The 17969-nt window shown below is 65.6% G+C and carries 12 protein-coding genes; 4 read left to right on the top strand and 8 right to left on the bottom strand.

What is annotated here, in order from left to right; translation table 11 throughout:
• The first annotated feature begins 63 nt into the window (after positions 1 to 63).
• From KZ813_RS07880 to KZ813_RS07870, 3 genes are read left to right on the top strand one after another with little or no spacing between them, the layout of a single operon-like run.
• Positions 64 to 1035 (top strand): glycosyltransferase family protein, encoded by a 972-nt coding sequence (locus KZ813_RS07880; protein WP_219754425.1) that lies wholly within the window; start codon positions 64 to 66, stop codon positions 1033 to 1035.
• Positions 1029 to 2033 carry a glycosyltransferase gene (locus KZ813_RS07875; protein WP_219754424.1) on the top strand — a complete coding sequence of 335 codons (1005 nt, stop codon included), beginning with the start codon at positions 1029 to 1031 and terminating at the stop codon, positions 2031 to 2033. The genes KZ813_RS07880 and KZ813_RS07875 overlap by 7 nt, the downstream gene beginning before the upstream one ends.
• Positions 2030 to 2851: a glycosyltransferase gene (locus KZ813_RS07870; RefSeq protein WP_219754423.1), complete on the top strand. Its 822-nt coding sequence runs from the start codon at positions 2030 to 2032 to the stop codon at positions 2849 to 2851. The genes KZ813_RS07875 and KZ813_RS07870 overlap by 4 nt, the downstream gene beginning before the upstream one ends.
• On the opposite strand, the gene KZ813_RS07865 is transcribed toward KZ813_RS07870, so the two are convergent.
• From KZ813_RS07865 to KZ813_RS07835, 7 genes are all read right to left on the bottom strand, one after another.
• Complete coding sequence (locus KZ813_RS07865; protein ID WP_219754422.1) at positions 2848 to 4002, bottom strand: EpsG family protein; 1155 nt, start codon at positions 4000 to 4002, stop codon at positions 2848 to 2850. The genes KZ813_RS07870 and KZ813_RS07865 overlap by 4 nt on opposite strands.
• Positions 3999 to 5318 (bottom strand): hypothetical protein, encoded by a 1320-nt coding sequence (locus KZ813_RS07860; protein ID WP_219754421.1) that lies wholly within the window; start codon positions 5316 to 5318, stop codon positions 3999 to 4001. The genes KZ813_RS07865 and KZ813_RS07860 overlap by 4 nt, the downstream gene beginning before the upstream one ends.
• Entirely contained in the window at positions 5315 to 6526 is a 1212-nt protein-coding gene (locus KZ813_RS20355) for a glycosyltransferase (protein WP_219754420.1), read from the bottom strand. The genes KZ813_RS07860 and KZ813_RS20355 overlap by 4 nt, the downstream gene beginning before the upstream one ends.
• 1 nt (position 6527) lies before the next feature.
• Entirely contained in the window at positions 6528 to 7148 is a 621-nt protein-coding gene (locus KZ813_RS07850; protein WP_219754419.1) for a class I SAM-dependent methyltransferase, read from the bottom strand.
• Positions 7149 to 7152: 4 nt separating this feature from the next.
• Positions 7153 to 7380 (bottom strand): DapH/DapD/GlmU-related protein, encoded by a 228-nt coding sequence (locus KZ813_RS07845; protein ID WP_219754418.1) that lies wholly within the window; start codon positions 7378 to 7380, stop codon positions 7153 to 7155.
• Between the two features lie 335 nt (positions 7381 to 7715).
• Positions 7716 to 9137, bottom strand: a complete 1422-nt coding sequence (locus KZ813_RS07840) for an oligosaccharide flippase family protein (RefSeq protein ID WP_219754417.1) — start codon at positions 9135 to 9137, stop codon at positions 7716 to 7718.
• 12 nt (positions 9138 to 9149) lie between these two features.
• Positions 9150 to 10619 carry a glycosyl hydrolase family 28-related protein gene (locus KZ813_RS07835; RefSeq protein ID WP_219754416.1) on the bottom strand — a complete coding sequence of 490 codons (1470 nt, stop codon included), beginning with the start codon at positions 10617 to 10619 and terminating at the stop codon, positions 9150 to 9152.
• A 338-nt stretch (positions 10620 to 10957) separates the two neighbouring features.
• Here KZ813_RS07835 and KZ813_RS07830 point away from each other — a divergent pair, with 338 nt between their 5' ends.
• Positions 10958 to 12277 carry an O-antigen ligase family protein gene (locus KZ813_RS07830; protein WP_219754415.1) on the top strand — a complete coding sequence of 440 codons (1320 nt, stop codon included), beginning with the start codon at positions 10958 to 10960 and terminating at the stop codon, positions 12275 to 12277.
• A gap of 306 nt (positions 12278 to 12583) precedes the next feature.
• Here KZ813_RS07830 and KZ813_RS07825 read toward each other — a convergent pair whose 3' ends face one another.
• Positions 12584 to 17959, bottom strand: a complete 5376-nt coding sequence (locus KZ813_RS07825) for a hypothetical protein (protein WP_219754414.1) — start codon at positions 17957 to 17959, stop codon at positions 12584 to 12586.
• Positions 17960 to 17969 lie beyond the last annotated feature (10 nt).

Here is a 17969-nt window from a genome sequence, read left to right as displayed (position 1 = left end):
GTGATCGTCAGCGGCTCCTACCCGCCGGACGTGTGCGGAGTCGGTGACTATACTGGTCGGCTCATGGCGGCAGCACCGCCGCATTGGCACATCCTCGTCGAGCGCGATTGGTCCGCCGCGGCGGCTCCCGGCATCCTACGGCGGCTTTTCGCACTCAAGCCCGCCGATGTCGTCGTTCAATATCCGACACAGGGTTACGGCTGGAGCATCATACCGCACTTCGTCGCAATCGCCTTCACGCTGGCGCGGCGCGGCACAGTGACCTTCGCGTTGCACGAATTCTCGTCCTTGTCCCGGAAATCGCAGGCCGCGCTCGCGCTTGCCTCGCACGTGGTCGGCCGCGTCATCTTCACCACCGAGGCGGAGCGCGATCGCGCCCGCCGCCACCCGCTGTTCTCGGGATCGGTGCCGACGTCGGTCGTCGGGATTATAAGCAACATCCCGTTTGGATCCGCTTCGTCAAGTGTCGAGCGCCGTCCGATCGACCTTGCCTATTTCGGTCACATTCGACCGAACAAGGGGCTTGAGGTGTTTCTCGATGTGATGCAGGCGCTACGCGCGCGCGCGCCGACCGCGTCACTCGCTATGATCGGCGAAATTCCCGCCGGATACGAGGCCTTCGGCGCGATGGTAACTCGCCGTTGCAACGAGATCGGCTGCGCGATGATGCTGGGACGCGACGACGAGGCGGCGGCACGACTGCTTCGGCAGGTCCGCCTTCTCTATTTGCCGTTCCCCGACGGCGTTTCGGCGAGGCGGGGCAGTGTGCTCGCCGCGCTCGGCAATGACGCGCTTGTGGCGACACGGATCGGCGACGCGACGCCTCATGCGCTGCGTCCAGCGGTGATCGCCTGCGACGGCACGCTCGCCGACGTCGACGTGCTGCTCGGCGCACTGGCGATGACAGATGAGCGTGCGGCTGAGATCAACGCTGCCGGGCGGCGCTATATCGCAGCCACGCTGCCGCGCGATTGGGCGCACGTGGTCGCGCTCTACGCGCAGGCGCTGGGCCATGCGGCGGCGGCGCCATGCTGATCAACCTGAGCTTTATCAGGACGACCAACGGCCTGTTCTACTTTGCCCTCGATTATATCGAGGCGCTGCGCGACGTCACCTCGGTGATCCTGGTCCGCACGGCCGAACAGGCCGCGGTGCTCGACCGCCGTGGGTTCTCGGCGGTGACGCGGCTAGCGGGTCCGGTCGCGGCAGGGTGTGCGGTCTGGCGCGCGTCGCGGCGCGGCGAGATGACGTTCACGCCCTCACCGCACCCGATCCCTGGCTGCGGCAAGCAGCTCGTCGTCGTCCACGACACCTATCCCTTCGAGGGTCGCACCGGTGCCGTCAAGACGGGGCTCTTCGCGCTGGCCATGCGAAGCGCGCGGGCACACGCGGGCTACATCAATCGAAGTGATGCGCTCGCCTTCCTGCAACGCTGTGGGGTGCCGGCGACGAGGCGGCACGCCACCCCCAATCTGGTACCAACCGAGCAGGTCACGTCGCGGCGGGGCGCCTTGGCGGTGCCAGCGCGACCCGCGATCGGGCTGTTCGGCACCGACTCGTCCAAGAAGAACTATGCCGCTCTGTTCACTGCGCTGGCAGCCTTGCCCGACGCGGCGCGACTTCGGCTGCTGCTGTATGGCCAGCCCAATCCCTATGTCGACGGGCTGGTCGCCGCTTTCCCTACGTTGTCCATCGTCGTGTGCGACAGTCGCGCGCATGAGCTGACGTCATTTATCGGTGCGATCGATATCCTCGCCTCGGCAGCATCGCGTGAGGGCTTCAGCCGACCGGCCGCGCTCGCGCTGGCCGCTGGAGTGCCGTGCTGGCTCGTCGAAGCGGCCGTGTTCCGCGAGTTCTACGGCGAGGCGGCGATCTTCTACGCGGACGTGAACGCGCTCGCCGACGCGTTGGTGAGCGCGCTTCGGCCGGGAGCGCAGGTCGCGCGGCCAATCTTCGGGCTGCCAGCCGCAATGACCGATGATTATGAGGCAAGCATCGCCTGGCTGCGCCGAGAGGACCTGCGCCCGACATGAAGATTACCGCTTCCCTAGTACTCTACCGAAACAGTCCTGCGGTCTACGAGGAGGCGATCCGCTCTGTCCTCGGGGCAGACACGCCGGTGCGACTGGCCATCGTAGACAACTCACCCGCCCCATTGACCAGTGCGCTGTTCGACCATCCGCAGATCATCTACGATCACGTGGGTGCCAACATCGGCTTCGGCGCCGGCCACAATCGGGCCTTCGCGGCCGTCGCGGCCGCGTCCGACGCGCATTTCATTGTCAACCCGGATGTCCAGTTCGCCCCATCCGTGATCCGTACGCTGGTCAATGCGTTCCGCGCCGACACCCGTGTAACCGCCGTGATGCCGGCGATCTACGATCAGGCGGGTCGGCAGCAGCATCTATGCAAGGCGTTGCCAACGCCGATGCAACTGATCGGGCGACGGTTCGTGCCCTCGTCAGTACTGCGGGAGCGGCTCGATCGCGGTTATGAGTTCAGAGATCTTCCGCGTGACGGGCTGATTGACATCCCTAACCTCTCAGGATGCTTCCTCGGCGTCCGATCGGCCGCGTTCCGCTCGATCGGCGGTTTCGACGAGCGCTATTTCATGTACATGGAGGACATCGATTTGGTTCGGCGCCTCGGCGATCGAGGGCGCACGATCTACGTGCCGGCGGCTAAGATCACGCACGCGCACGCCCGCGGTTCCTATCGGCTCAGCCGCCTCATGTTGACGCACATCCACTCCGCAGTGCGCTATTTTAACAAATTCGGCTGGGTGGTAGATCCGATGCGAACCACCCGAAACCGTGCGGCGCGGCAGCGCTATGGCGACTTCAGCGCCTAATAAGTCGTGAAGATCGAGCGATATGGAACGTAGAGTTCCATATACGGGCTGAGTGCGCTGATCAGGAGGAAGAATGGCACGATCAGCAGGTACATGATATAAGGTACTTTGTACTGCGGTACCTGCGAAAGGATTATCGGCAGTAGAACCACTTCGACGATCGTGTAATAGGTGCTCGTCACCTGGAACACTGGGGAACCGATCAGAAGGAAGTATATTCCGCAACCGATCACGTAGATGTTGTATAGCCGCTGAGCGTACTCGTCTGGCGTGTGCCATCGCATGAAAGCGATGAAGATGACCAAGATGGTGCTTCGCTTTGCGACACCGAGCAGCGCCTGACCCATCACGTCGAACGTCGCGACCGACTGCGAGTCACCGCCCGAAGTGTAGAAGAGTAGTTTGTCGACCACGGTGATGTGGGCGAATTGCGAGAGCGCATTGCCAAGCGCCTCGAGCGCGGCGAACGGCACCCCCGAGACGCCGAGGACGACGCAAGTGAGCAAGCCGCCGATGACCCAGCCGGCGGGCCAGGCGCGCCTTGGGACGAGGAGGGCCGGTATCGCCATCAGCGAGGTGCGGTGAAACGCCGCTGCACCCGCGAACGGCAACATCCAATGCGGCCAGCCCTGCCACAACCGACGCGGCCGTAACATGTGGAGGAAGCCGATGCACGCTAGCCCAATCGCCAACATCCGGCGGTTGCTGCCCATGAAGTGGGTGATCGCGTAGGACGTGTAGAAGAGATAGACACCCATCGCTGGCAGGCGCGTGCTTCGTTCGATGAAGTAGTAAACTGCGACCAGGGCAACAAAGGCATCGAGCAGAAGGAAGTAGGTGTAGTCTGACGTAAGGCGAAAAACTACCTGATTGAGGTAGAGATACCCCTGATCGATACCGAAAACGACGGCGTCATATTCGCCGCTGGATGATGGCGTAAGGAAGATGCGGAGGTAGGCCAGCCAGTCGGTGCCGGTCTCCCAGCGCAAGCCGATGAACAAGATGAGAGTCGCGATGCAGATGCGTCCGAGCGCGCGGCTGAATCGCTCACTTTCATAAGCCGATTCTAGGACCATAGCGGCGGCAAACATCACGTAGAGGAACAGGTAAGCCTGTCCCTCGACCCAGATTTGTCGGAGTACCTCCCTCATCGCGCAGGTTCCTGCATCACCGGCGTGATGGCGGCATCGTCCATGCCGAAGGTGTCGTAATGCTGCTCGATCCGCGACAGGCGATTCAAACTCCGGATCAGCAAGATGAAGCGCGATCGCCCGAGCAAGCGATAGAGCAGGTTGAAGAGTCGCTGTGCGTGACGGAGCAGGCCGTCCGCGTTGGGCAGGGTGCGGGCGGTGGCCTTGTCGGCGGCGAGTGCCTGCCCGTCGCGCTGACCGAGTAGCTTGCGCGTCTTCAACGCGTGGTACAGGCTGTCAGGGCCGACGCCGAACGGGTCGACGGCGTCGCCGTGCCGCTCGCGCCAGACACGGAAGAGGCGGCGGTGGCTCGGCAGTACCGCCGTGCCGTCGGCAAAGGTCGCATAGCCGTACGGCAGCGCGAGATAGTGCACCATCTCTCCCGCGTTCGCGCGGATCGCCGCACCGTAGCGATTGTAAATCGGCGTGACGTCGGGGAACACCGTCGCATCCGCGAGGTTCAATTGGTCGAAGGTGCCATCCAATATGCGCCGGAAGTCGAACCCGGAGAAATGAAGGAAGATCAGTGGGACCGCGGCATCGACCAACGTGGCCGAGGTCGATCTAGGGACGATCTCAAACCCCTCGCCGCGCTGCGTCACCCGTCGCTCGTGGTAGTTCCACGGCGCGACATTGCAGCCGAGATGTCGCCATACCTGCACTGACTTCTCTGGAAACAGGGAAGGGACGAAGTCGATCCAGCGCTGGTCCGTGTAGAGCGCGCTGTAGTGATCGTTGAATGCTTGTGACCGCAGTCGTTCGTGCCACCATCTGAGGAATGAGCGCGCGACCTCGCCGGCAGCGAGCGCTATGAATCCCAGATTGTAGACCCCCGTTGCCAGAATGCCAGCGTCGCGCCGCGGACCCTGCTGCGCCGAGGCAACGCATAGATGCGGCGTTATCAAAATATCTCGCCCGTCGAGAGCGGTTAGGATATGTTCGACGTCCGCTACCAAGAAGATGTCGGGATCCATGTAGATGCACGATTCGTAGCCGTCGCCGAAGGCGTGCTGAAAGCAAGCGGCCTTAATCGATGTGCAAAATTCCGTGACGTCGTACATGAACGCCATGTTGTCGTATTCATGCGGCGGGATCAGGCCGCTCAGCACCTGTCGCGCCGAGAGGATCGAGGTATCGCGAACCAGGTCGCCTGGCGCCTCGTCGACGACATAGACGCGAAAGTCGACGCCGCGACTATGCTCGACTACGGAGCGGCGCAAGACGTTCGCGAGGCCGATATAGTTTTGAGCACAAATGGTGAAGATGACGGCAGTCATGCGCTGGGTGGCTCGAGATTTGGCGAGATGGGGAAGAGCCGGTCTAGCACGGGCTGAGCGAGCGAGTACTCCCAGATGAACGCGCGGCGATGCGGCTCGACGCTGGGTTCACGGTCGTAGCGCTCGACCGCCGCGGGCAGCGCCGCGAGCGCCGCACGCAGCGCGTCCGCGTTCTCGCGCTCGTAGATGATGCCCCAGCGGCCGTCGCCGGTCGCATCGTAGGAGCTGGCGATATCGCTGGTTACGATAAAGAGCCTGCACAGATGTGCGTCGGCATAAACGTTGGGAAATCCTTCAGGACCGCGCGAGTTCATCAGCAAGGCACGGGCATTCATGAGAAGATTGTAATATCTCTTCTTGTCGGTGATAATGCCATGAAATCGATAATGATCGTCGAAATGCGGGTCGGCGGCACGATAGGACTCGACCACGCGCCCGAACGCATCGTCTACTTCACCGATGAAATCAATTGTCCACCCTGGTGGCGGCGGCCCCGCATCGAAGATAAGACTTGTATATTTTACCGGTATCGACAGGCGACCTGACACGATAATTCTGTTCTCGCGCGGGCCGCCCGGGTGGGCGACGACGCCGAGTGACGCAAGCCACCGCTCGCTGACTCCGCTAAACGTTTTAACCAGCTTGGCGCCGAGATCGAGCCCGAGGAAACCAGCGCGGAGGATTTTTTCGCATCCGCTTGTCTCGCAAATTACCGCGTCCGCCATCTGCAACAACTGGCGATAATAGAAGGACTGGCGGAACGGCCGATTCCAAAAACGACTGCTGCGCCAGTCGGCGGAAACGCGATCGAGGAACTCGACGTTGGTATCCAGCTTGACGATCAGGCGACTGGCTCGCGCGCCGAACCTGGCCAGTCGCGCGACCAACACGTCGGTCGGGGGAGTGAACGGAAACAGCACCAGATGGCTGATGTCGCGCCGCTTGAGCAGATGGCGGTAGAGCGCGATATTTTTGAAAACGTCGAACCTGTCCGGCAGAGCACTGAAGATCTTACGGAACTGCGACACTTTCCGTCCACGAAAAGTGGTGTAGCCTGGGTTTACGGTGCTCGCGCCGATCACGAACTCCACGTCCTTACCGTGGCGCTCGGACAGCACGAAGGGAACCTGGCCGAAGTCGCGGGTAAGGAAAGCGTCCGACGGCGAGAAGGCAACATCGTTATAGTAGAGTACGATCGTGCCGTTCACGTCACGGCTTTCGGCAGAGGAAGATATTCTGGTACGCGCGGTACTTATCGCCCAGCAAGCGACCGATGATGCGCGACTTCACGTTCTCGAACGGGTTGAACGGCCGCTCGGCGATGATCGTCAGCTGCTTCGTCAACAGCTCGCGCGCGTCGTCAAGACCGAAGAAGCGAACGTGGGTGCGGTCTAAGATGCCCGCTTCAGTGTACCGAAATCGCCCAGTGCGAACGATCGTCAGAAGGTTCGAATAATAATGGAAGTTGGGCAGCGAGACGAGGAACAAACAGCCTGGCGCGGCGGCGGGGACGAGCTTGTCAAGCAGGCCCTCGGGTTGGCGGAGATGTTCCATAACGTCGAGCAACAGCACCAAGTCGAAGCTGGCGACGTCGACCGGCAGCTCGTCTCGTTCGAGGTCAACCTGTGAGAAAGAGTCGAAGATCGCGGCATAGTCGAACGACGGATCCAGGAACAGGTCGAGCCCGACGCTCTGCGCGCCCGGGCACCGTTGCTTCAGCGAACGGGTGACGCCACCGCGCCCGCAGCCGATATCGAGGATCCTGCGCGGACAGCTCGGCAGCAGGTCCAGCGCCTCCGGCCGCGAATGGTCGTAATAGCCTTCCTGCATCTGCTTAGCCTCCCGATGCGACGTCATTCGTCTGGCCGTGCTGGCGCGCCAACGACAGCCCCTTGTATATCGTCCGCTCGCGCACCCGGCCCTTCACCACGGCGTTCGCCGCCACCACTGCGCCGCTGCCGATCTGCGCCGGGCTCAGCACGACGCTGTTGGCGCCGAGCTGGACGTCGCTGCCGATGACGATCTCGCCGGGGGAGTGGAGCGGTCGCCGCGACGGCGTCATACCCAGATGTGAGGGGTCGCGGACGTCACCGTGATAATGATCGGTCACCAGCACGTTGGGGCCGAACAGGACACCCGATCCGACGTGTAGTGGCCGTATCGCTGTAATGACGAGCGGGCCCGATGCGCTGACCCCGGCGCCTATGTCGATGGAGGCGGCCGAGGCGTGAACGCCCAGCCACAAATCGCCATCGCAGCGGAAACTTGGGTGGACCCGGATCCGACCGACCTCGCCGCGTAGCTTGAGTCGTCCGGTGACCCGCGGTCGCAGAAACAGCCAGCAACGCGCGCGCGCGTGTGCGGCAACTAGCTTACGCATGATCCTGTCGCGCGACATCAGTGCGGCAGCGCCGTGCGCGTAGCCCGGGCCGCACGCAGCACGCTGATCGCGAAGAACGTAGCCATCAGCCCCTCGGTAAGGAGCATGGCGGAGGCCATGCCGACGACACCGAAATAGTGGCAGGCGAGCGGGGCGAGGACGAGGAAGGTCACACCGGTGAGCCTGTAGAAGCTTGCCATCGCGCCGTCGAGTCGGAGCACGACCATGACCGGGTTGAGCGACACGCTCGTGATGGTGAAAAGCGAGGCAATCATCCAGAGCACGAAGATGGTGACGCCCAACTGATTTCGCTCGCCGGCGAAGAAGCCGTAGATGGGGTGTCGCGCAAGGAACATGATCGCGAGCGCGGCGGCCGAACCGGCGATCACGACGGTCATGTACAATAGGATCTGCCGCGGGAATTCGCCGGCGTTACGTCGATGCGAGCGGACGAAAGACGGAAAGGCCGTCTGCGCCGCCACGTTGAACATCGACACGAAGGCCTGGGAGATTTTCTGGGCGATGCTGTAAAATCCGATGCTGGTCGTCGAGAGCAGCGCGCTCATGATGATGATGCCGCCGTGGCTGTAGGCGGCGCCCCATGCTGTGGCGGAGAACAGCGTCCAATTGTCGCGCAGCAGTGCGCGAGCCTCTGCCACGCTCGCTCGCCCGGGGACGATGGAGTAGCGCCGTCTCAGCGCGATCACGGCTGCCAGTAACGCGACCATGCCGCCGATCGCCTGCGTCATTGGCACCGCGTACGTGTCGGCCTCGCCCCGCACCAGCAGCATCCCGCCAACCGCCGAGCCGACTCGACACGACACCAGGATGCGAGCGGCGACCGGCATCGCCAACAGCCCTTGGAACAGCCATTGAGGGAAGAGGCAGATCGTGGCGGCAGAGACGAGCGACCAGAAGAAGACCCAGAAATGCGCGGCGACTTGATCCGACACCAGCGTCGCACCGACGAGACCGAGCATGATCGGGCAGAGCAGCGTCAACTTCAGGAACGTCGTCACGTCGAGATAGCGGTTGATCGCGGCTGGATCGTCGGCGTGGCTGGCGGCGAACCGCGTCCCCGACAGCTGGACCGCATAGTCCATCGCCACACCCGCCGCGAGCGCGACCGCACCCGATACGGCGAGCAATCCCAGGCCGGCGATACCCAAAATGCGCGCGAAGTACGGGATCGTCACCACGGGGATCAGATAGGAGGCAGCCTGAAGCAGCGTGAACGCGGTGAGGTTGACCAGCTGATCGCGGAAACGCCCGACCAACGCGATAAGCCGGCCGCGCGGCGCGGCCGTGAGCGCGACCACCTGCTCGCCGCTAGGGTCCAATCCGGCGGAAGGCGTGCCGGCGATCACCTCCGTCCGACCGCCGGGCCGGCCGGCGTTGGCCGTCGCCGGTGTGACAGTGCTGGTGGTTGGCTCATCCATCACGCATCACCTTCACCAACGATAAAAAGCGATGCCGTCGAGGCTAACGGTGCCGTCTGCTGCAGCGATCCCGACGATGCCGTCCGGACCCACGTCAAGGCGCGCACCGGCGGTCATATAGCGCCTTCGTCGCGTGGGTCGACATGACTCTGGCAAGATGAAGCCGGGACCGTCACGGCCCGCGGTGATCGTGCCCTTCAATTCCACCTGATGGGACCAGGGATCGAACCGCACCGCCGGCGGCTCATGATCGCCTCCCGCCGCGCGCCACCCAGATCGCAACGCGAGATCGATCCACGGCGTTGGTCTACCGGCGTAACGGACGTTGCGCTGCAGCGGTGCGCCCGCCGTCCCCGGATCGAGACCCTCTAAGATCAGCAGGGAGGTGTCATCGGCGGCCGGCGCTTTGCCGAATGACGCGGCGTCTAGGATGCCGCTCGCGAACACGCGTGCGAGCACGTCGATCCCGAGGTCGAAAATTGCGCCCTCGCCTGACAGATAAGCGTGTAGCGCCTGCATCCCGAAGCGTGCGCGCGACGCGGCAATCGCGCCGACCATCCGCCCGCGGTCGCTCTCGATGTAGCAGCGGCGGAAATCCGCCGCATAAGCGTTGAACAGGAAGATGCCGCCAGGAAATTGCTCGACGACTAGGTCGAAGACGTTGTTAATAGAAGTCGAGCCGATCGACCCGCACAGGACACCATAAGGACGCGACCCGTGCTCGTCGCTCGACAGCTTCAACGTGTCTGCGTAATGTCCCGCCAGCTGAGCCATGAAGGCCAAACGATAGGACGCCGGCACGTCCTGCGGCCATGGTGCGCTATGCGTGCAGTAGACCTCGAACACGTTGGCGTTGGCGTCGTCCCAGGCAGCCACGCCATAATAGAGCGAATGGACCTGGACGCTGTAGTTGCCACCGAAGCTGTAATTCACCAGCAGTCCGCAACCGACGCGGTCGATCGACACCCCTTCCACAAATGACCCCGGCGCGCCGTGGAACCGAATGCCGCCGTATGGCACCTTGCCCTTCGAGGACAGCAGCAAGTTGCGCACGCCGCAATTATACATGACTCCGTCGGGAAGGGCGCCAGCGACGAGGCGATCATGTGCCACGCTGCGGCCGCCGACCTGCGTGGCCGGCTCGATGATCCATTGATAGGGATCGGCGAAATCCGCGACCAGCGCGCAGGCGCCGGCATTGCCCGCGTTGAACGGATAGCGCGCCGGTATGGCACCCTCAAGCACGACGTAGGATGATAGTCGCAGGCCGGCGCAGATGCGGTAGTGCATCTTGGGCGGCGGCAGATACACCACGCCGCCGCCCCGCGCGCCGACATGATCGATAGCGGCTTGGATCGCGGCGCTATCGTCGGCGACGCCGTCGCCGCGGGCGCCGAACGTATGAACATCGGTTCTGAGCGGCGCCACCGCCACCGTCGCGGTCGCGGCGGTGGCGGTGGCAAGCCATTGTCGCCTGTTCATCTCATCGACTCACGTTGGAGCGCTCTTACCTGCGACCCGGCATTGCGGAGAACGCGCCGTTAGACGCTGCCGGGCCGGCAAGCAATGTACGAAGCGAGACGCGTGGTAGATGCCGGAGGGCCGCGGTGAGCGCGGGGACGACCTTTCCGCAAACGACATTATCATTCGCGAACTGAGCCGTATGAGGTTGGATGATATCGCGGTTGTACGCTTCCGTCACATTCTCGAACCTGCGCGACGCACCTGACGGCATCCAGGCCTGAGGCGGCCGCGGAGCGGAACGGCACGCCTCGTTCAGCGCTATGCATTCCTTAACCATTCCGCGCTACGTTGGGCAGATGGAAGCGAGGATCGAGACTGACTTGTTCGCGCGCGTGATCGGCCGGCCTGGGCCGATGCTGGTGCTTGGGCTGGTGGGTGGGCTGGCGTTGCCGATGGTCGCGGCGTTTCTGTACCTGACTTATGATATTGCGGTGCGCCCGATCGGCTTGGAAGGAACGCGCCAGGTCGGCATTGTCTTTCTGGCCGGTGAAATCGGACTGATCCTCCACCGTATGCGGCGTGGTCTCAGCTATCGCGAGCAGTGGAGCGCGATGCCGCGCTGGGCGCGCCGGTGCCTCGCGCTGTTCGCCGCCACCTTCTGGATCAGCTCCGCTTACGTTTCACCCTTCCCAGCGTTCTCGCTGCTGCTCTGCGTCGGCTGGGTGATCCACCTGTTGTTTGCCGGCGCTGTGTTCAACATCGCGACCGAGGCGGTGCCGGCGTGTCGCTCCGACATCTGGCTGGGCTTCGTCGCCGGCATGGTCGCCGTGGCGGTCGTCACCGCGGTTCATTTCACCGTGCTGCCACCGGACGTGGCCGCGCATGCCGACCAGATCGATTGGGGGTCTGCCATCCCCGGCTTCATCTCGGTACGGCTGTTCGGCGCCTGGACCGCCGCGATCTTAACCTTATTGACCGGCATCGCCTGGACGCGATCGGGTGATGTCACTGGTCGTCGTCTGCTTTTCATAGCGATAGCGTTTGTCTTCGGGCTAATGTTCTGGAGCGCGACGCGTGCCGCGATGGTTGGCTGGATCGGGGCGCTCCCGCTCGCTTGGCTGGTCGCGGGGCCCCCGCGCTCGCGCGACATGATCACCGTCCTGCCGCTCTATCTCACCGTTGCGGCGGTGATCGCGAGCCTGCTGCGGCCCTACGGCCATCCTGCTTTCACCTTCTTCGACCTGCTCGATCCGCGGCTGAACGCCTCCGCCGACGCGATCTCCTCGCTGAGGCTGACCTTCTGGGCCCGATCGCTGGAGATCGTGCGCGACTATCCACTGTTCGGAACGGGAGCGGGATCGAGCTGGTGGCTGATCACGCTCGGCACGACTCGCCACGTTCAACCGCACAACGTGCTCGTGCAATTTCTTCTGAATTGGGGCTTGGTGCCGACGATCCCGGCGCTCGCGCTGCTCGGAGGAGCCGTAATACGGGCGCATGCGCGCGTGCGCGGCGAACGCTCCCTGCTGCCGCTGCTAATGATGCTGGACTGTCTGCTCGTGATCGGACTATTCGACGGCATGTTCCACTTCGCCCAATTCATCATGCTGATTGTCGGCTCGCTCGCGCTGTGTCTCGCACCGGCGTCGGCGGTGGTGCGCGGACGTCCGGTCTAAAGCGGGGACTGGCGAAGCCTTCCTACGGTCGTCAGTGCGATCGGCCCATCCGCCGGAGTCGAACCCCAAGCAGGGTTGCGAGTACGCCGGAGATCGCAGCGCAGGTATAGGTCTTCCTGCCTCGGCCACCACGCCCGTTTGCCTTGCGCGAAGCTCGATGGTTCTTTGCGAAGAACGTGGCGATCGGTGACGTAGCCGACTTCTCGCCGCCGTCCACGATTATCCGTTTGACCGTCCATCGTGACTTGAGAGCCCGCGCGCGCCCGTCAGAGCCGCACGATGGCGAGAGGGTGAGTGCGGCCCCGCTCAGAAGCGCAGCCGTACCCCGGTCGTGATCGATTCCTGGTGGTCGTCGCGCCCGGTCTGCGCCGAGGCGGCGCTGAACAGGTTGACCGCGGCGCTCAGGCGATAGTCGATCCCCGCCGCGGCGGTGCCCACCACCGACGCGCGCGCGGCGCCCACCGCGTCGAGCCCGAGCGGACCGCCGGTGAAGCCGGCGCGCGCGTCGACGCGGCGCCCCTCGACCTGATGGCGCAGCCCGAGCGCGACGTGGGGGCGGAAGCGCGCGTCCGAGGCGCCGGCGCGCGCCAGCGTCAGCCCGGCGTCGACGAAGCCGGCGACATGGCGCTCGCGCGCGACCTGCAGCGCGAAGGGGCTCGCGCCCTCCTCGCTCACCCCGTCGCGCGCGGTGCGGACCAAGGTGGCGCCCAGGCGCGGGCGCAGTGTCCAGTCGCCGCCCACGGCCTGCGTGTGGTGCAGCGACACGTCGCTGACCCAGCTGTGCAGGCCGTAGCGCGCGCTCGCCGCGACCGTGCCCGGCAGCGCGCGGTCGGTGCGCGCCTCGCCGCCGTCGTACAGCAGCGAGCCGCTGAAGCCCCAGCCCGCCGGGGCGGTATAGCGCGCGTGCAGTCCGGCCACCGCGCCGTCGGCACGGGTGCGGGTACCGAGCGCGCCGATCTGCTGACGGCCGTTGAGATAGCCAGCGAAGACGCCGACCATCCAGCCGCGGTCGCCGTACCCTACGCCGCCGAGGAAGCCGTAGCTCTGCGCGCTGGCGGCGCTGCTGCCGCTCGCGGAGTCGGCGGCGAGCCGATGCCACTGGCCGACCGTCTGCGCGAAGGTGAAGGCGCCCGCCTCGGCGTGGTCGGTGGCGAAGGCACCGCCGCGCGCCACCTGCGCCAGCGACAGCGCCTGGTCGACGCCCAGCTGGGTCGCCGAGGCATAGGCCTCGGGGGTGAGGCGCGCGAAGGCGCGCGCGTCGGTCGCGCCGGAGGCGTCGAGCAGCGCGGGCACGCCGGCGAGCAGCGCGGCGTCGCGCGGCGCGGCGGCGAGCGCGGCGTTGACATAAGCGACGCTGTTCGCGACCTGCGGCGCGAGGCTGGTCGGCTGGGCGAACTGCGCGAGCACGCGCAGGCTGCCCGCGTCCTGCAGCACCACGCCGGGCTGGCTGCCGGGCAGCTGCACCGTCGTGAAGGCGCCGTTCACCCCACCGGTGGCGGTGATCAGCTGGTAGCTGGTGCCCGCGCGCAGCGGCGTGGCGGAGACGAGCTGCAGCGTCGCACCCGAGGCGATCGACACGGCGCCATTGACGACGAGCTTGTCGTACACGCTGGGCGTAATCTCGAACAGCGCGGTCGAGCCGCCGGCGAGCGCGACGTTGCCGTTGACGGTCATTGTGCCGGGCGAGGCGCCGGGGCTCAGCGTGCCCGCGATCGCGAGATTCGCGTCGACCGTGCCGGCCGAGCCGAAGGTGGCACCGCGCGCGACGGTGATCAGCGGCGCACTGATCGTCGAGCCTGCCAGCCCGACCAGCCGGCCGCCGGTCACGTCGAGCCGGCGCAGCGCGGCGGCGCCCGCGATCGTGGCATAGCCGCCGGTCACCGCCAGCTGCTCGACGTCGGTCAGCCGGGTAAAGGCGATCGGCGCCGCCGCAGTGCCGCCGGTAACGGTGATCGAGTCAGTGCCGTCTCCGCCGTCGATCGCGCCGGCGAAGCTGCCGGCCAGCGTGACGCGGTCGTCGCCGGCGCCCAGGAAGACGTCGCCGACGATGCGCCCCGTGCTGTCGAGCCGGTCGTCGCCGTCGTACAGCGCCATCGAGCCGATGATCGCGCCGCTGTTGGTGATCGTGTCGACACCACCGCTCCCGGCGATCGCGCCGGGGAGATAGTAGGTGTAGGGCGCCGCACTGTAGTAATCGTAGTTCTCGATCGTCTCGCCTGCGCCGCCGTGGATCGTGCCGGCATTGACCAGCGTCAACATTCCCGCGTTCACGCTCAGCGCGGTCGACGAGGCGCCAGTGGCCTCGATCACGCCGGACTTGGCGTTGATCACAGTGGCGGAGGCGTCATCAGCTGCATAGAGCGCCAGCGCGATCGAGGAACTCACGAAGGAGCTCACGAAGGGCGGGTAGCCGTAGGTGTAGCGCTCGCCCCCGCCGTTAGCGCGGATGGTGCCGCTGTTGGTGACCGTGATCGACTGGATCGCGCCGCCGGTGCCGGTGGTCAGCGCCGCACCGTAACTCGCCGCGCCGCTCGCCTCGATTGTGCCGCTGTTATCGAGCGACAGCGCGACATCACGTGGCTGGTAGCTGCTCGAGCTGAGCTGCACCGCGGCGCCGCGCGCCACGCTCGTTGTGCCCGTGTTGACGTAACCGATCGACAGTGCGCCTGGCGGCGTGTCCGATGGGAAGAAGTAGTTCTCCGAGCTCAGGTTGATCCCGCCAGCAATGAGGCCGGCATTGCGCGCCGACAGCGTCGTGTCGGTGATCAGCGCCACGGCGAACTGGCTGTCGCTCGCCGCAGTGATCGTGCCCTGGTTGTCGAAGTCTCGCACCGTGCCGCCGAGGCCGCGTATGCTGCCGCGATTGACGAAGGCCAGCGCCGCCGGCGTCGAACCGGGAGCGAGGCTGAGGCTGTCGGCGCTGACGCTCGCATCGATCGTAGCGGTGTTGATGATCGTGCCGTCGCCCGAGAGCCGCAGCGGCTGCGTGATCGGCGCGTCGGAGCGCAGTGTCAGCACCACGTCGGTGCCGACCGCGCGCGCGCCCTCGCGCTCGAAGCTCGTCGGCAGCGACTGACCCAGCGTCACCGTTGCGCTAGCGTCGCGCGCGTAGACGAAGGTGTCGACACCATCGCCCGCGTCGATCGTACCACTCACCCCGGCGTCGTCGCCGTAGCTGACGAACTGGTCGTCGCCCGCGCCGAAGCGTAGATCGCCCGCGATCGTGCCGCGCTGCGCGACATAGGTCGCCGCGCCATAATAGCCGCTGGCGGAGGTGCCGAGCAGCACGTCGCCGATGATGGCGCCGGCGTTGCTCAGCGTGCCGCTGCCGAGCTGCACCGCGATGCCGTTGCCTGCGATGGTGCCGCCCGTGCGATTGAAGACGGTGGCGCCGTAGTAAGGTGACTGTATAGCGGCCGTGTCGGTGCTGGTGATCCGCCCGCTGTTGTCGATCGTGAGGGCGCCGTAATCGCCGCGGATTGCCGCGCCCGCGACCTCGATCGTACCGCTGTTGGTGACGACGAGGCCGTTGTAGCTGCCGACTATCCCGTCCGAGGCGGCGCTGCCGGCAGCTTGGCGGATCGTCCCGCCGTTCACGATCGTGCCGGCCCGCGCCGCGCTCGCGCCGCCGCCGACGACGATCGTGCCCGCGTTGGTGAAGGTGTCACGTTCGCCGAGGCTCACCGCGACGTCGGGATAGAAAGCCGCGCCACCGCTCGCGCGCACCAGCGAGAGCATGCCCCGGCTGGTGACCGCCAGAACGTCGTTGGTGACCTGCGCTTCGCCGGGTGCGTAGATGACGCTACCACGCGCGATCGCTGGGGCACTGGTCGCGGTGATCGACCCACTGACATCGACGCTGCCCGAGCCCGCCAACATTAGCGGTGCGGTAGCTGCGGTGAGGGTCAGCGCGGCGCCGTCCAGCAGGTCATAGCCGACGGAGGTGAAACCCGCGGGTGCGGTGCCGTTCGCCGTCGTGCTGGCGGTGCCGCGGACACGGTAGCGGAGTCCGCTGCCCGTCGCGCTAACGCTGCCGTTGATCCCGGCGAAGGTGCCGCCGCTGCTGCCGTCCAGCTCGGTCACGAGCGTATCGCCGCGACCCAGCGTGAGATTACCGTTGAGCACGCCTCCGGTGAGCGCAATGAAGCGGTTCCCGTTATAGAAGTCGTTGCCCGACGTGGTGCCGAGCACGACGTCGCCATCGATCGTGCCGGCGTTGACGACGGTCGAATTAAACAGCGAGACATTGCTGCTCTGCGGTCCGATCGCGCGCGCACCGCCGCTGATCCGCCCGCCCGCGCGATTGTCAATCGTGCCGTAGTAGCTGAGGATCACGCCGGTGCCCGGCGAGCTGATCGTGCCTTCGTTGACCAGCGTCGACGAAACGCTCGCACCCGCGACCGCGCCGGTGATCGTCCCGCTGTTGGTCGACGCGAACCCCGACGATCCCGACACGTCCAGCCCGACTCCGCCGGTAGACGCGATCGTGCCCCTATTGGTGACCTGCGCGCTCCACGCCAGCACCCCGGTGTCGGCCGCAGTGATGGTGCCGCTGTTGGTGAAGCTGGTGCCGTACGAATCGATCGACACGCCAGCCCCGGCGGCATCGATCGTGCCCTGATTGTCGAACTTCGTGGCGCTGGAGCGCACTGCATAGGCGCCCGCGGCCGTGGTCCGGAGCGTGCCAGCGTTCACGAAGCTGCCGCTGCCATAACCGAAGCTCGTGCTCGTGACGACCTGCATGCCACCCACGAGCGCGGTGCGATTGATCACCGTGCCCTCGCCGCCGAGTTGCACCGCACCGGCGAATCCATCCCCTAGGGTCGCGGTGACGTCGCGCGCGACAACCAGGCCGAGCTGCTCGAAGTTCGTCGGCAGCGCTATCGTGCCTAGCGTCGCGTCGGCGTCGATGCCGAGGCGAAGGGTGTCAGTTCCCGCGCCGCCGTCGATCGTGCCGGTGACGCCGGTCTGCGTCACGCCGTTCGTGTACGTGCCGACGAGTGTATCGTTGCCGGCGCCGAGCGTGAGATCACCGTCGATCGTGCCGCCGACCGAGTCGATGGTGCTGTTCTGACCGCTGACCGCGTGCGAGATGACCGATCCCGAGATCGTGCCGCGGTTGGTGAGCGTCAGCGCGCCCTCCGCCTCGATCGCGAGACCGTTGACGGCGGAGATGGCACCATCGTTGCGGATCGTGCCGACGCGGCCGCGGATGCCACCGATCGCACCTGTCGCGGCGTTGATGACGTCGACGCCCTCGTAATAGGTCTGACCGGGGAGCGACACCACGACTGCCGCGTCCGTGCTGCCGATCAGCGTCCCGGCGTTGGTGAGGCTGGCGGTGACGTAGCTCGTGCTCGCCGGGTCGCGTGACACGAGCAGCGCCTGCTTGCCCATCACGCTCGCTCCCGCCGCGACGCTGATCGTCGCGCTGGCGGAGGGATAGACGGTGTAGTAGGTGCCGATCGTGCAATAGTTGACGGATGCCCCGGCGTAAGGGTCGGAGCAGAGCACGCTATAGGGCGCGGCCGCGTTGACGCGGATGCCGGGGTTAGCACCGCCCTCGACCGTGCCGGCTACTGAAACCTGGACGCCCCATGCCGCGACGTCGATCGCTGCCGCGCTGCCCGCGCGAACGATTGCGTCAGCGGCAACGACAACCTGCGCCAGATCGGCGCCCACCACCAGCCCA

This window comes from Sphingomonas folli (genome assembly GCF_019429525.1).
Lineage (GTDB): Bacteria > Pseudomonadota > Alphaproteobacteria > Sphingomonadales > Sphingomonadaceae > Sphingomonas > Sphingomonas folii.
Note: the sequence above shows the minus strand (reverse complement) of the source record. Positions and strands in the feature narration are given on the sequence as shown.

Excerpts from the sequence above, each read along its gene's own strand:
- KZ813_RS07835 (WP_219754416.1), bottom strand. The coding sequence starts at position 10,619 with ATGAACAGGCGACAATGGCTTGCCACCGCCACCGCCGCGACCGCGACG.
- KZ813_RS07875 (WP_219754424.1), top strand. The coding sequence starts at position 1,029 with ATGCTGATCAACCTGAGCTTTATCAGGACGACCAACGGCCTGTTCTAC.
- KZ813_RS07860 (WP_219754421.1), bottom strand. The coding sequence starts at position 5,318 with ATGACTGCCGTCATCTTCACCATTTGTGCTCAAAACTATATCGGCCTC.
- KZ813_RS07845 (WP_219754418.1), bottom strand. The coding sequence starts at position 7,380 with ATGACGCCGTCGCGGCGACCGCTCCACTCCCCCGGCGAGATCGTCATC.
- KZ813_RS07830 (WP_219754415.1), top strand. The coding sequence starts at position 10,958 with ATGGAAGCGAGGATCGAGACTGACTTGTTCGCGCGCGTGATCGGCCGG.
- KZ813_RS07870 (WP_219754423.1), top strand. The coding sequence starts at position 2,030 with ATGAAGATTACCGCTTCCCTAGTACTCTACCGAAACAGTCCTGCGGTC.
- KZ813_RS07880 (WP_219754425.1), top strand. The coding sequence starts at position 64 with ATGGCGGCAGCACCGCCGCATTGGCACATCCTCGTCGAGCGCGATTGG.
- KZ813_RS07865 (WP_219754422.1), bottom strand. The coding sequence starts at position 4,002 with ATGAGGGAGGTACTCCGACAAATCTGGGTCGAGGGACAGGCTTACCTG.
- KZ813_RS07840 (WP_219754417.1), bottom strand. The coding sequence starts at position 9,137 with ATGGATGAGCCAACCACCAGCACTGTCACACCGGCGACGGCCAACGCC.
- KZ813_RS07850 (WP_219754419.1), bottom strand. The coding sequence starts at position 7,148 with ATGCAGGAAGGCTATTACGACCATTCGCGGCCGGAGGCGCTGGACCTG.